This window comes from Caballeronia sp. INML1 (assembly GCF_023631085.1).
Lineage (GTDB): Bacteria > Pseudomonadota > Gammaproteobacteria > Burkholderiales > Burkholderiaceae > Caballeronia > Caballeronia turbans.
In genome coordinates this window covers 1-12,827 of record NZ_JALQDT010000062.1, presented here as the reverse complement: position 1 = coordinate 12,827, position 12,827 = coordinate 1, and the positions used below count along the sequence as shown (strand labels likewise).

General features: G+C 63.5%; 13 protein-coding genes. 5 read left to right on the top strand and 8 right to left on the bottom strand.

What is annotated here, in order from left to right; translation table 11 throughout:
- Nucleotides 1-58 precede the first annotated feature (58 nt).
- Entirely contained in the window at nt 59-1,513 is a 1,455-nt protein-coding gene (locus tag NCR38_RS25045) for an AarF/UbiB family protein (protein ID WP_061119234.1), read from the top strand.
- Here NCR38_RS25045 and NCR38_RS25040 read toward each other — a convergent pair.
- The 8 genes from NCR38_RS25040 to cyoA form a co-directional block, all read right to left on the bottom strand.
- A complete protein-coding gene (locus NCR38_RS25040) occupies nt 1,510-2,307 on the bottom strand; it encodes an IclR family transcriptional regulator (RefSeq protein WP_061119233.1) in 798 nt (265 codons plus the stop codon). The genes NCR38_RS25045 and NCR38_RS25040 overlap by 4 nt on opposite strands.
- Before the next feature lie 10 nt (nt 2,308-2,317).
- Nucleotides 2,318-3,046 carry an SDR family NAD(P)-dependent oxidoreductase gene (locus NCR38_RS25035; protein WP_061119232.1) on the bottom strand — a complete coding sequence of 243 codons (729 nt, stop codon included), beginning with the start codon at nt 3,044-3,046 and terminating at the stop codon, nt 2,318-2,320.
- A 10-nt stretch (nt 3,047-3,056) separates the two neighbouring features.
- Nucleotides 3,057-4,358 (bottom strand): MFS transporter, encoded by a 1,302-nt coding sequence (locus tag NCR38_RS25030; RefSeq protein ID WP_061119231.1) that lies wholly within the window; start codon nt 4,356-4,358, stop codon nt 3,057-3,059.
- A gap of 51 nt (nt 4,359-4,409) precedes the next feature.
- On the bottom strand, nt 4,410-4,937 hold the full coding sequence (locus tag NCR38_RS25025) for a 2,4'-dihydroxyacetophenone dioxygenase family protein (protein ID WP_061119230.1): 528 nt from the start codon (nt 4,935-4,937) through the stop codon (nt 4,410-4,412).
- A 189-nt stretch (nt 4,938-5,126) separates the two neighbouring features.
- Entirely contained in the window at nt 5,127-5,459 is a 333-nt protein-coding gene (cyoD, locus tag NCR38_RS25020; protein ID WP_061119229.1) for a cytochrome o ubiquinol oxidase subunit IV, read from the bottom strand.
- The gene (cyoC, locus tag NCR38_RS25015; protein ID WP_061119228.1) at nt 5,459-6,067 is read right to left on the bottom strand and encodes a cytochrome o ubiquinol oxidase subunit III; all 609 of its coding nucleotides are present in this window, start codon (nt 6,065-6,067) and stop codon (nt 5,459-5,461) included. Before cyoC ends, cyoD begins: the two co-directional genes overlap by 1 nt.
- Nucleotides 6,067-8,076, bottom strand: coding sequence for a cytochrome o ubiquinol oxidase subunit I (gene cyoB, locus NCR38_RS25010; protein ID WP_061119227.1), 2,010 nt, complete (start codon nt 8,074-8,076; stop codon nt 6,067-6,069). The genes cyoC and cyoB overlap by 1 nt, the downstream gene beginning before the upstream one ends.
- A 3-nt stretch (nt 8,077-8,079) precedes the next feature.
- Nucleotides 8,080-8,967, bottom strand: coding sequence for a ubiquinol oxidase subunit II (cyoA, locus tag NCR38_RS25005; protein WP_061119226.1), 888 nt, complete (start codon nt 8,965-8,967; stop codon nt 8,080-8,082).
- A gap of 646 nt (nt 8,968-9,613) precedes the next feature.
- Between cyoA and NCR38_RS25000 the strand changes: the two genes are divergently transcribed.
- From NCR38_RS25000 to NCR38_RS24985, 4 genes are all read left to right on the top strand, one after another.
- The gene (locus tag NCR38_RS25000) at nt 9,614-10,507 is read left to right on the top strand and encodes a DUF2167 domain-containing protein (RefSeq protein WP_250477750.1); all 894 of its coding nucleotides are present in this window, start codon (nt 9,614-9,616) and stop codon (nt 10,505-10,507) included.
- Between the two features lie 275 nt (nt 10,508-10,782).
- Nucleotides 10,783-11,475 (top strand): hypothetical protein, encoded by a 693-nt coding sequence (locus NCR38_RS24995; protein WP_061119224.1) that lies wholly within the window; start codon nt 10,783-10,785, stop codon nt 11,473-11,475.
- Nucleotides 11,476-11,516: 41 nt separating this feature from the next.
- The gene (locus tag NCR38_RS24990) at nt 11,517-12,278 is read left to right on the top strand and encodes a phosphatase PAP2 family protein (protein ID WP_061119223.1); all 762 of its coding nucleotides are present in this window, start codon (nt 11,517-11,519) and stop codon (nt 12,276-12,278) included.
- 59 nt (nt 12,279-12,337) lie between these two features.
- Nucleotides 12,338-12,661 carry an outer membrane protein assembly factor BamE gene (locus tag NCR38_RS24985; protein WP_250477749.1) on the top strand — a complete coding sequence of 108 codons (324 nt, stop codon included), beginning with the start codon at nt 12,338-12,340 and terminating at the stop codon, nt 12,659-12,661.
- Nucleotides 12,662-12,827: the final 166 nt, after the last annotated feature.

The following is a 12,827-nucleotide window of genomic DNA, read 5'->3' as shown; positions in this document are numbered from 1 at the left end:
GGCACGACGGTATTGCCCTCTTCCAGCGGTTTCAACTCACTTTCAGCGAGCCCTCAATTTGTTCGTCCGACGACTCGCGACGCTCTGGCGCCTTGGCCGGGCGTTCGTCCACGAAAGCCAGCAGACGCATCTGACCGATGACGGCGCCGCAATGACGCGCGTCGCGCGCTTCTTCGCGTCGCATGGCGCGCGCGCCGCGCCGCTCGGCGCCGGTGTGCCCGCGCTCTCGCAGCTTTCGCGCGTGCTGGAAAACGCATCGGGCGCGCTCGCGCGTCATCCCGCGCTCGCTGAAACGGCGGTGCGCGTCGCGCTTTCCGAGCTCGATGGATTGTTCACGCCCTACGATGCAGCCCGCTTTCGCGCGGCTTGCAAAGCGGCGTTTCCCGCCACGCTCGCTTTCGAACTCACGGCGCTCTGCGACATGCCTTTGCGCTCGGGTGTCGCGGAGCAGACGCACGTCGCGCGCATCGGCGCGTTGCCCGTGCGCGTCACGCTATTGCGCGCGGACGCTTATGGCGAACTCGAAGACGATCTGGATTTGGCGCTCGCGGCGGCGCGTTTCGCGCAGCGGCGCTCGGCGAAGGCGCGCGACCTGCGTCCGGTGGAGTGGGTGAGCCGCGCGCGAGAGAGCGTCGATGCCATGATCGACCTGCGTCAGCGCGCGGCCGATCAGAGCTACTTGCGCTTCCGCCTGCGCGACGACAATCGCCTCGCCGTGCCCGAAGTGCTCTGGGACTATTGCAACGATGTGGTGCTGACCACGCGCGCGATCGAAACGGCGGCGCTGTCGGATGCGGATGCGCTCGCATCATGTGGGCTCGATCAGGCCGATGCCCTCGCGACGCTCATCGAAGCCTTCTTCGACATGGCGTTAGGCGTCGGGCTGTATCACGCGGGGCTGGATGCGGTGGGCGCGCGCGTGAGCGTCGAGCCCGACACGCGCGGCCAGATCGTTCTCGAAGCCGATAACCCGATGACGATCTTCGCCGCCCACGAACGCGATTTTCTCGTCGGCGTGTCGCATGCGCTCATGGCAGGCGATCACAAGGCGGCCGCCCGCGCCCATCTCGAGCACGGCCGGCCCGAGGCGAACGCGACGACTCACGAAGTGCGCGTCGAGGCGACGTATCGGCGTGAGGCGGAGCGTTTCGCCTCGCCGCATGCAAGGCGCAGCGCCGGCGTCGCGCATCTGTTTGCCGCGGTCGGCCAGGCGCCTGCCGAGCACATGTTCAGCGCGGCGCACGGGCGCATTGCATCGCGGGCGGTGTTGCTCTCGAGAGCGGCGGAAAGGATCGAGCGCGTCGCGCAGGACGTCGCGCCGAATGTCGATGTGTGGAAGATCGCGCGCAAGGTCATCGTGCGGCTTGCCGCCGATCAGTTGAGCTTCAGAAGTCTGGCGGCGCGCCTCGCGCATGAAGCGACGCACTGGCCGCATACGCTGCCGCGTCTGCCGTCGCTCATCGCGAATCGCGCGGCGGCCGCGCAACGCACGCGCGGCACGACGTCTCGTTAGCGCGTGCCGGGGCTCATGCGCTCCGCGATCGCGCGGCATGCTTCTTTCAGCGGCGCGATGTAGGTTTCGAGCGGGGTCGCGCTCTTTCTGAACAGCGGAATGCTGACGCTCACGCAGCCGAGCGTCGCGCCGTTCGCACCGACGATCGCACTGCCGTAGCAGAAAATCTGCGCTTCGTTTTCTTCGCGGTCTTCGGCGTAGCCGCGCATTCGGGTCGCGTCGAGTTCGGCGTCGAGTGCCTGGCGCTCGACGATCGTGTTCGGGGTGAAGCGCGCGAACGCGATGCCTTGCAGGAGCGCGTCACGTTCAGCGGGCGATTGTGTCGACAGATACGCCTTGCCGACGGAACTCGAATAAAGCGTCACGCGCGTGCCGATGCGCGAAGCCATGCGCACCGCGTGCGGGCTTTCGAGCTTCTCGACGTACACCATCTCCGAGCCGCTGCGCACCGCCAGATGCACGGTTTCCTGCGTCGCGTCGCGCAGGGTCTGCAATGCGTCGGCGGCGGCGATGCGCAGATCCGAGCGCTCCCAGCTTCGGCTTGCGAGCGACATCAGACGCGGGCCGAGCGCGTAGCATCCGGCGCGCGCGTTCTCGACGACCAGCCCTTCGGCAAGCAACGCGCCGACGATGCGATACACCGTCGGGCGGGGATAGCCGCTCGCGGCCGTCAGACGCGCGATGGTCGGCGGCTCGTCGGCATCGGCGATGAGTTGCAGCACCGCCATGAACTTCGAAAAGGCGGCGGTGCCGGTTGCCCTGGCGGCGTCGAGGGAAGTGGTGTCTGATGGCATGATCCGCGAATCATGCCACGAGATAGCCGCCGTCGACGGGAACGACCGCGCCCGTCATGAACGACGCCCCCGGCGACGCGAGAAACGCCGTCACCCGCGCGACGTCTTCGGGCAAGCCCCAGCGCTTCATCGGCGTGCGTTCGAGGATCGCTTGCGCGCGGCCGTCGTCGTCCTGGAGCGCCTGGGTGAGCGGTGTCGCGATCCAGCCGGGCGCGACCGCGTTCACGCGGATGCCGTCGGCGGCGTAGGCGATCGCGAGCGACTTCGTCAGTTGCGCGACGCCGCCCTTGCTCGCGCTGTACGCGGGCACGAGGCCGCCGCCGAAGAACGTCAGCATCGACGCCGTGTTGACGATAGCGCCACGGGTCTTCGCGAGCAGCGGGCGCGCGGCCGAGCACATGCGCATCGTGCCGTTGAGGTTCACGGCGATCACGCGCTCGAACGTTTCGATATCGTGCTCGTCGCCGCGACGGATCATGCCGGCGCAATTGACGAGCACGTCGAGCGTGTCGAGCGTGGCGAAGAGCGCGGCGGTGCTGGCGGCATCGGCGACATCGAGCGCGGCCACTTCGATGCCGTTGCCCAACGCGTCGCGCTGGGCATCGGTCGGCGCGAGACCGGCTGCAACCACGCGCGCGCCGAGCGCCGCGAACTGTTGCGCGATGCCCGCGCCGATGCCCTGGGTGCCGCCGGTCACGACGACGGTCTTGCCCTTGAAGAGATCAGATTGAAAAGTCATATCGTGAAGGTCAGACGGCGGGAATGGGTTCGGCCTGCTGCTCGGTATCTTCGATCGGCGAACGCACGACGAACATGTAGACGAGCGCGGCGGCGAACGCGACGCCCGCGCTGATCAGGAACGCGTTCACGAACGAGTGCGTCTTGTCGACCACGAGACCGGTGATGAACGGCGCGAACGAGCCGCCGAAATAGCCGCCGAAGTTCTGGATGCTGCCGAGCGACGCGACCATGTGGCGCGGCGCCGCGACGGAAACGAGCGCCCAGGCCGCGCCGCTCGCCATGTTGACGAAGAACATCGCAGCCGAGAGATAGACGATCGCGAGCGTGAGGTTCGGCGTGAACGCGGCCGGCACTGTGAAGAGCGCACCGCCGATGAGACCCGAGCAGATCGGCCACTTGCGGCTGCGGATCGGGGCGACGCCGCGCGCCATCAGTCCATCGGCGATGAAGCCCGACGACAGCATGCCGAGCGTGCCCGCGAGATACGGAATCGTCACGATCCAGCCCGTCTTCGCGATCGTCAGATGACGCTCATGTTCGAGGTATGCGGGCAGCCACGTCAGATAGAGCCACACCATGTAGATCACGCCCATGAAGCCGAAAATCATGCCCCACGTGGTCGCCTTTCCGAAGAGGCCGCGCCATTCCGCGAACGTCATGTTGCGTTCCTTGCGCTGCGTCGGCTCGCCTTCGGTCAGATGCGCGAGTTCGTCCGAGTCGAGCTTCACGTCGCGGCGATTGCGATAGACGATGTACCAGCCGATAGACACCGCGATGCCGAGCGCGCCCATGATGACGAACATGTTGCGCCAGCCGAACGACAGCAGCAGCACGGTAAGGATCGGCGGCGCGAGCGCGGGGCCGATCGTCGATGACGTGACGAAGATCCCCGTCGGTTTGCCGCGTTCGCGTTGCGCAAACCATTCCGACACCACCTTAGCGCCCGCCGGAAACTGCGGCGCCTCGCCGATACCGAGCGCAATGCGCGCCGCGAGGAATTGATGCAGGTTCGTCACGAGGCCGCCGAACAACTGCGCGACCGACCACACGAACATGCCGAGGCCGAGCATGATGCGCGCGCCGAAGCGGTCGAGCATCACGCCGATGGGCAACTGCGAGAATGCATAGGCGAACGAGAACGCGGAGAGCAGCAAGCCCATCTGCGAGGCAGAGAGGCCGAGCTCCTGCGTAACCGAGTGATTGGCAATCGAAAGCGTGCTGCGATCGAGATAATTCACGATGCCCGCGAGCATCAGAAAGGCGATCGCGACGACCTGAATGCGCTTCAGGCGCGGTGATTTTTCCAGCATTGTTGTCTCCTCCGGATGCTCTTTTGAGTCTGCGAGAGGTGGTTCGGGAAATTAGCGAATGAACTGGTCGACGAAATCCGCGCCGAGACCAACCGACTCATAGTGCTTGCGGCACATGTCGACTTTGGTGAACACGTCTTCGTAACCGGTGTAGTTGCCGTACGGGTCGCAATAGAACATCACGCCGTTCACCTGGAAGTAGGTGATCATCTCTTCCACGTCTTCCGGCACGTAGAGCGTGTGCGTTTCGCCGGGCGGCTCGAAGACGTAGCTGCCTTCGGTCGCTTCCCAGTCATGCTCGAGATAGCGCCAGCGGCCTTTCAGCACCATGCCGTGAACGGCTTGCGGGTGACGGTGGCGCGACAGCACGCCGGATTTGCGCACGCGCAGGAGGTTCATCCAGTAGCCGGTCGATACGTTCAGGCACAGCGGACGGAACCAGACGTTTTCCGCTTGCGGGACCCATTCGCGCTCGTCGGCGGGAATCGCGCAGGGGACGACGATTTCCTTTTGAGCTTCTTTCGGGAAGGGCAGTTGATACGGCGTCATGGCGTCCGCCGTGGGTTTTGGCGCGGTCATCGCGTCTCCTTGTCCATAATGTGGATCATAGATTCAAATTATGGACAAATAATCGGCCTCGTCGGGAAGATTGTCAAGATTCTTCACCGGATGCTGAATTCGTGCAGGATGACGGCCGGATCGCAAACGAAAAAAAAGCGGACCCGCAAGCGGGCCCGCCTTTCGATTCGCTCGGTGAGTCCGAGAGGCTTATCGCGCCATCATCAACATATGCACGTTATGCATCACCCAGACAGTGCCGACGATCAGGATGAACGACATGAGAATGGTGTAAGCAAACGACATCGCATGCCAGCGCTGTCCCTTCGACGCGTTCACGTGCAGGAAGAACACCACATGCACGATGACCTGCACCGCGGCCAGCACCGCGAGCGCGACGATGCCGCTCTCGCCCTTGAATGCGCCCGACGTTGCGGCCCAGAACGACGCCACGGTCAGCACCACGGCCAGCACGAAGCCGATGAGATACCCGCGCACGGTGACGTGCGGGACATCGCTCGAGTTGGTATGAGCATGTGCCATCAGACGACGCTCCCGAGATAGACGAAGGAAAACACGCAAATCCAGACGATGTCGAGGAAGTGCCAGAAGAGGCTCAGGCAGGCGAGACGACGCAACTCGCGCTCGTTCATCTCCGGATTGCTCGCGATCTGCACCGCCAGCACGACCAGCCAGATCAGGCCGATGGTGACGTGCAAGCCGTGCGTGCCGACCAGCGTGAAGAACGACGACCAGAACGCGCTGCGTTGCGGACCCGCGCCTTCAGCGATCAGATGCGCGAACTCGTGCACTTCCAGCCACAGGAAGCCCGCGCCCAGCACGAACGTGACGAAGAGCCACGCGAGCGCTGCGCCCGACTTTCTGCGAGTCGCCGAGATCATCGCGAGACCGAAGGTCAGGCTGCTCGTGAGAAGCAGCGCCGTTTCGTACGCGACGTCCGTGAGGTTGAAAAGATCCTTGCCCGTCGGGCCGCCTGCTGTCTGCATCGCGAACATTGCGAAGGCCGCGAAGAGTGACGCGAACAGCACGCAGTCGGTCATCAGGTAGGCCCAGAAGCCGAACACCGAATGCGACTGGTGCTCGTGCTCATGGCCGTGCGCGTGCTGCGCGGAAAGTGTCGATTGCGACATTACATTGCCTCCAGTTCGAGTTCGCGCTCCGCGCCGGCCTTCACAGGCGACTTCGGCGGGCGATTGCGCTCTTCGGTCGACTTCACGGTCGCAGCCGGGATGATGAAGCCCGCGTTCTCACGGAAGCTATAGCCGATCGCCGTCGCGACGACGCCAACGAGACCCACGACCGCCAGCCACCAGATGTGCCAGATCGCGGCAAAGCCGAATGCGAGGGCGAAGAGACCGATTGCGAGACCCGCGCTCGTGTTCGACGGCATGTGGATGTCGCGGTACGGACGCGTGTCGACGCGGCCATGTTCCTTGGCATCGGCGAAATCGTCGAGTGCGCGCACAGCCGGGATATTGGCGAAGTTGTAGACGGGCGGCGGCGAGCTGATCGTCCACTCGAGCGTGCGGCCGTTCCACGGATCGCCGGTGATGTCGCGATAGGCAGGCTGATTGCGGCGGATGATGCTCACCACGATCTGCAAGACCTGGAACACGACGCCCAGCGCGATGATCCCGACACCGATAGCGGCGACGATGAAGAACGGCTGCCATGCCGGGTTGTCGTAGTGATTCAGGCGGCGCGTCGCGCCCATGAAGCCGAGGATGTAGATCGGCACGAACGCGACGAAGAAGCCCACGAACCAGCAGATGAACGCGTTGCGGCCGAGCTTTTCGTCGAGCTTGAAGCCGAACACCTTCGGCCACCAGTACTGCACGCCTGCGAAGTAACCGAACACCACGCCGCCGATGATCGCGTTATGGAAGTGCGCGATCAGGAACAGCGAGTTGTGCAGCACGAAGTCCGCGCCGGGAATGGCCAGCATCACGCCGGTCATGCCGCCGAGCGTGAAGGTGATGACGAAGCCGATGGTCCACAGCACCGGCGTGGTGAACTGCACGCGGCCGCGGTACATCGTGAAGAGCCAGTTGAAAATCTTCACGCCGGTCGGGATGGAGATGATCATCGTCATGATGCCGAAGAAGGCATTGACGTTCGCGCCCGAGCCCATCGTGAAGAAGTGGTGCAGCCACACGAGGAACGACAGCACCATGATGCAGCACGTCGCCCAGACCATCGTCTTGTAGCCGAAGAGCGGCTTCTTCGAGAAAGTGGCGACCACTTCGGAGTAGATGCCGAAAGCGGGCAGAACCAGGATGTAGACCTCAGGGTGACCCCAGGCCCAGATCAGGTTCAGGTAGACCATCGGATTGCCGCCGCCGTCGTTCGAGAAGAAGTGCATGCCCATGTAGCGGTCCAGCGCCAGCAGCGCGAGCGCCACGGTCAGGATCGGGAACGTCGCCATGATCAGCACGTTGGAGCAGAAGGCCGTCCAGGTGAAGACGGGCAGCTTCATCCACGTCATGCCGGGCGCGCGCATCTTCACGATCGTGACGAAGAAGTTCACTCCGGTCAGCAGCGTGCCGACGCCGGACAACTGCAACGCCCAGATGTAGTAGTCGACCCCGACGCCCGGACTGAACTGCGTCTCGGAAAGCGGCGGATACGCGAGCCAGCCCGTCGACGAGAACTCACCGATGAAAAGCGACAGGTTGATCAGGATGGCGGCCACGGCCGTCATCCAGAACGAGAGCGAGTTGATGAACGGGAAGGCCACGTCGCGCGCGCCGATCTGCAGGGGCACGACGAGGTTGAAGAACGCGACCAGCAGCGCCATGGCCATGAAGAAGATCATGATGGTGCCGTGCGCCGAGAAGATCTGGTCGTAGTGATGCGGCGGCAGATAGCCCGGTGCATCGAGCGCAATGGCCTGCTGAATGCGCATCATGACGGCGTCGGCGAAACCGCGTACGAGCATCAGCCCGGCGACGATCAGATACATGACGCCGATGCGCTTGTGATCGACCGAAGTCAGATACTCGCGCCAGAGCCAGCTCCACTTTCCGAGTTTGGTGATAAGGGCGACGGTACCGAGTGCGAGGATCGCCATGAAGACGGTCGCCCCCATGATGATGGGCTCGTGGTACGGGATCGCCTCAAGCGTTAATTTGCCGAACATGGCTTACCCCTTTGTTACACAATTTTCGCCATTCACATCGAAGCGGCCATTGTTGTATTTGGCGACGATGTTTTTGAAAAGCTTCGGATCAACGGTCGAGAAGTAGCGTACCGCAACCTTCTCGCTCGGGCGTGCGACGCCGGCGTAGACGTCCATGCTCAACGCCTCGGGCGCGCTCTTGACTTGCTTGAGCCACGCGTCGAAGTCGGCGTTGGACATCGCCAGCGCGCGGAACTTCATGTCGGAGAAGCCCTTGCCGCTGTAGTTCGCCGAGATCCCCGCATAGTCGCCCGCGTGATCGGCCAGCAGATGCAGACGCGTCTGCATGCCCGCCATGGCGTAGATCTGGCTGCCGAGTTGCGGGATGAAGAACGAGTTCATCACCGAATCCGACGTGATGCGGAAGTTCACCGGCGTGCCCACCGGAAACGCGAGCTGGTTCACCGACGCGACGCCCAGATCCGGATAGATGAACAGCCACTTCCAGTCCAGCGCCACGACTTCGACGTTGATCGGCTTGACGTTCGATTCGAGCGGCTTATAAGGATCCAGCTCGTGCGAGGTCTTCCACGTCAGGATGCCGAGATACAGGATGATGATCGCGGGGATGATCCAGACGACGACTTCGATGGCCGTGGAGTGCGCCCACTTCGGCGCGTAGGTGGCGTTCTTGTTGGACGCCCGATAGCGCCATGCGACGAACAGGGTGAGCAGAATCACCGGGACGACGACCAGAAGCATGGCGTAAGTCGCGGTGGCGATCAGCGAAGATTCCGCTGCGCCAATCACGCCTTTCGAGTCCAACACCTCCAGCTTGCATCCCGAAAGACAGAGACTGGCTATCAACCCCGATAACAATGGCACTGCTAAACGTTGGGTATTTTCATTCATTGCATTCGCTGGTTTCTATGATCGAAGCGTCCCGGGAAGAACGCCACTGCACGGCTTTGCGCCGCGTCAAGATCATGCCACGCGCGATTTTTCGCGATGGCGCGAATGTTTGGAAAATTGTTTCAGATCAAACCGATGCGACAGGGTGTCGCGCAGGATGGGGCCTTGCCGGTGTGTCCGGAAGAGGGTAGGGGAGTCTACAACGAACGGATGAGGTCGCGGGTGTCATAAAGCGTGGCGTGGGAGCGCGCGGCGACCCGCCGCAATACGCCATGCCGACGCTTATGCGGCAAGCCAATTCTCTTCGTGCGTGCGGGCGCGCGCTCGGCTCGCAAGCCGCACCGCGACGCGAGCGGTATCCGAGTCAGGTCCTCCAAGCCTTCGACTCGGAATGTGCTGATTTTTATTGCCTGAGCCCGGCATCAGAATGCCTGCGCCAGCGAAGCTACCTCAAGAGGGAACGCCTCCCGCTATCTGCGAACGACTGCCATGCGTACCCACATGGCGTGGCGAACGCCCCGCCGTGTACGCGCGTCCATGCCGAAAGATCCGCGCAGCGCCGTTGCACACGAGAAAGATTGAGGACTGCAATCGTTATAAATATATGGACGCAAAAATTCAACGCATGAAGTCGTTCGGAGCAAGCATGCTCCTTGGAATCGCATTGCAGTGGACGGTCGCATCCGCGCACGCGGATAGTTCGGCCAACAATAAACGCGAACTGGAAATGGCGTGGAAGGCGGCGCAGGCTGCGGCAATCGTAGGACCTGCCGACATTCCTCTGAGAGACCAGGCCAAACTCAAGATCGGGAACGGCGAGGTGTTCATCCCCAAGGCCCAGGCCGACCGGCTGATGAAAGCGAACGGCAACAGCGAGGACCCGGATCGCATTGGTCTGGTCGTGCCGACCAACGATGACGAATGGATCGTCGATGTCGATTACATCGCCTCGGGCTATATCAGGGACGACGAGGCTAGGGACTGGAACGTCGACGATCTCTACAAGTCCCTGAAGAAAGGCACCGAGGCGGCGAATGCGGACCGTGAGGAGCGAGGTATTGCTCCGGTCGAAATCATCGGATGGGTGGAACGCCCGCATTATGACGCCGCGAAGCGCCACCTGATCTGGTCGATGGCGTCGCGCTCGAAAGACGAGCCCGCCGGCGCGCCGCAGACGATCAACTACAACACGTACGCGCTCGGGCGCGAAGGTTACATAAGTCTGGATCTGATCACCGACAAGACCACGATCGACAAGGACAAGCGCGCCGTGCAGGCATTGCTCGCGGGCCTCGATTTCAACAGCGGCAAGCGTTATGCCGACTTCGACGCGAAGACCGACAAGCTGGCGGAATACGGCCTCGCGGCGCTGATAGGCGGTGTTGCGATGAAGAAATTGGGCCTCTTCGCGCTGATCGCTGCGTTCGCCGCGAAGTTCTTCAAGGTCATCGCGCTGGCGGTCGTCGCACTGGGCGGCGGTCTCGTGAAGTGGTTCAAGCGCAAGCCGAAGCCTGATTCGCACACGACGCCGGATGCGTAGCGGGCAGTCATGCGCGCTCCGCGGCGGCGCACGCTCGAGCTAGGCCGTTTCGACTAGCGGCACATCGTCGCTTCATCCTCACGGCGGATAGGCGTTTCGTGCGACGCTCCTTACCATTCGGAGCCTGCGTCTGACAATATTCCGCGTGCACCCCAGCCGCGGTGATATCCGTCACCTAAGCGTCCCATAAGCTTCAGGCGCCGAAAATGTAAGTTTCGTTCCTGAATGCGGAGCGTTCCGGCGCGTTTTGCGCGCCGCGGTCTCCGCTGGCGCGCATGCCCTCCACCGACCGAATCTCCCAGCTTCACGCCGCGGAAGTTCCGTGGCGCTATTACGATCTCGCCAAGTCGCGCGTGCAGGCCCACGAACCGCCGGCGCCCGGCGAGGTCTGTCTATGGCTGGTGCCGAGCGAATTCCGCTTTGCGTCGGCGTCGAATATTGGGAACTGGCTCAGTCCGGCCGAGCGCAAACGCGCGCGCCTGCATCCGAACTCGGCGCTCGGGCGGCGCTTCGGCGTCGCGCGCGCGACGCTGCGTCTCGTCCTCTCGCACATGCTGCACTGCGAGCCCGACCAGGTGGGCGTGGAGGACGAACCCGGCGAACGCATCGTCGTCACGCACCCGCTCGTCGAGGGCACGATTCATGTCGATGTCGCGTACTCGGGCATCTGGATCGTGATCGCGGTGGCATCGACGAGAATAGGGCTCGGCCTGACCGTCGAGACGACCGGCGCCCACGACACGGACGCCAGACAGCTCATGTGGGGCGAAGCGGCGCGGATCGGCAGACTGCGCGCGGCACACGGCACAATGCACGACGACGCCTCGCCGCCCGACTGGCGCGGCCTCACGCTGCCGATGCCCGGCGGAATTTGCGGCGTGCTTGTCGTCGACCAACCCGTCGCGCGTGTGCAGGCGTTCGGGTGGGAAAGGCCGTTCGAGGCGGAGGGGAGCGCAGCCGCGTCCTGAATCCGCACGAGCGCCGGGCAATTCGGGAGAAACAGGACATCATGGATTACACGGCGCTCGCGCAACGCCATGCGGTCGCGATCATCGCGATCGTGCTCTTCGTCGTTCCTTCCATCGCGGCCTGCGCCTCGGCCTATGCCGCGCGGGACAGGCGGGCGTCGGGCACCACCGTCGCGGTCGCGGCGTCCGTGACGGCCGCACTGGGCGCGGCGGTGTTCGTCGCCATTGCAATGCGCATTGCGCACGGCACGGCGTTTTCATCGGCGGATCAGCGTGTGCTCGACGCCGTGCGCGACGGCACGCCCGCACTCGCCGCGCGATGGTTCGCCAGTCTCACGCATCTCGGCGATCCCTGGTTTCTCACGCTGCTGTGCGCGCTCATGTGCGTGGCGCTGATTTTCACGCGCCGCTTCGGTCTCGCCGTGTATTTCGCCGCGGTTACGAGCGCGGGCGGCCTGCTCAACCATGCGCTCAAGGCGATGATGCGCCGCGGCCGCCCCACCGGCTCCACGGTGCCGCTGCCCGAAAGCTTCGCGTTCCCGAGCGGCCACACGTTCGGATCGATCGTCTGCTACGGCATGTGCGCGTACGTGCTGCTACGCCTTGCGCCCACGCGCCGCGATCCGCTCATCGTCGCGCTGGCGTGCTTCATCGTGCTCGCGATCGGCACGAGCCGCGTCGTGATCGGCGTGCACTTTCCCGGCGATGTGATCGGCGGTTTCGCGTCGGGCGGCGCGTGGCTGGCGGCGTGCATCGGCGTGGCGGAACTGGCGCGGCGACGCTCGCCCGCACTTTCAGATTAAGTCGATTGTTCCGCCAGAGCGATGTCGGTAGCTTCAGACCTTTTGCGAGGACTGAAGCGATGCTCAAATCGAAGGCGTGTGGCGCAGTGGGGCTGGTCCTGATCGTGGTCGGCCTGAACGGATGTTCCGTCCTCAGCAAGGATCCCGATCCGCAGCAATACATGAGCCGCGTGAAAATCGGCATGACGCGCGCGGACGTCGAAGACAGTCTCGGGCCGCCCGACGGAAACTGGGGGCCTTGGTATTCGCCGTGCACCGAATATGCCTTCCAGAAGCATGGCACCGACCGGTGGTCGGTCTATTACAACAATCAGAACCGCGTCGTATTCACGGAACACGCGGCGTGCAACGTGCAGCGCGCCAAGCAAGTCGGCCTTCGCTGAACCCCAGGAATGAAAAAACCCCACGCGTGGTAATGCCGTTCAGTTAAGGTCTTTTCTTAGATAACGAACGGTGTACCGTTTAGGGCGGGATTTGACGACCCGGTCGCATGCGCGTCCGGGTCGTTTTTCGTTGGGGAGAGACTTGAGCCTTTCGCGCAGGCGCTGA

Coding starts and splice junctions, on each gene's coding strand:
- cyoD (WP_061119229.1), bottom strand. CDS start 5,459: ATGGCACATGCTCATACCAACTCGAGCGATGTCCCGCACGTCACCGTG.
- NCR38_RS25040 (WP_061119233.1), bottom strand. CDS start 2,307: ATGCCATCAGACACCACTTCCCTCGACGCCGCCAGGGCAACCGGCACC.
- cyoA (WP_061119226.1), bottom strand. CDS start 8,967: ATGAATGAAAATACCCAACGTTTAGCAGTGCCATTGTTATCGGGGTTG.
- NCR38_RS25030 (WP_061119231.1), bottom strand. CDS start 4,358: ATGCTGGAAAAATCACCGCGCCTGAAGCGCATTCAGGTCGTCGCGATC.
- cyoB (WP_061119227.1), bottom strand. CDS start 8,076: ATGTTCGGCAAATTAACGCTTGAGGCGATCCCGTACCACGAGCCCATC.
- NCR38_RS25035 (WP_061119232.1), bottom strand. CDS start 3,046: ATGACTTTTCAATCTGATCTCTTCAAGGGCAAGACCGTCGTCGTGACC.
- NCR38_RS24995 (WP_061119224.1), top strand. CDS start 10,783: ATGCCCTCCACCGACCGAATCTCCCAGCTTCACGCCGCGGAAGTTCCG.
- NCR38_RS25025 (WP_061119230.1), bottom strand. CDS start 4,937: ATGACCGCGCCAAAACCCACGGCGGACGCCATGACGCCGTATCAACTG.
- NCR38_RS25000 (WP_250477750.1), top strand. CDS start 9,614: ATGCTCCTTGGAATCGCATTGCAGTGGACGGTCGCATCCGCGCACGCG.
- cyoC (WP_061119228.1), bottom strand. CDS start 6,067: ATGTCGCAATCGACACTTTCCGCGCAGCACGCGCACGGCCATGAGCAC.
- NCR38_RS24985 (WP_250477749.1), top strand. CDS start 12,338: ATGCTCAAATCGAAGGCGTGTGGCGCAGTGGGGCTGGTCCTGATCGTG.
- NCR38_RS24990 (WP_061119223.1), top strand. CDS start 11,517: ATGGATTACACGGCGCTCGCGCAACGCCATGCGGTCGCGATCATCGCG.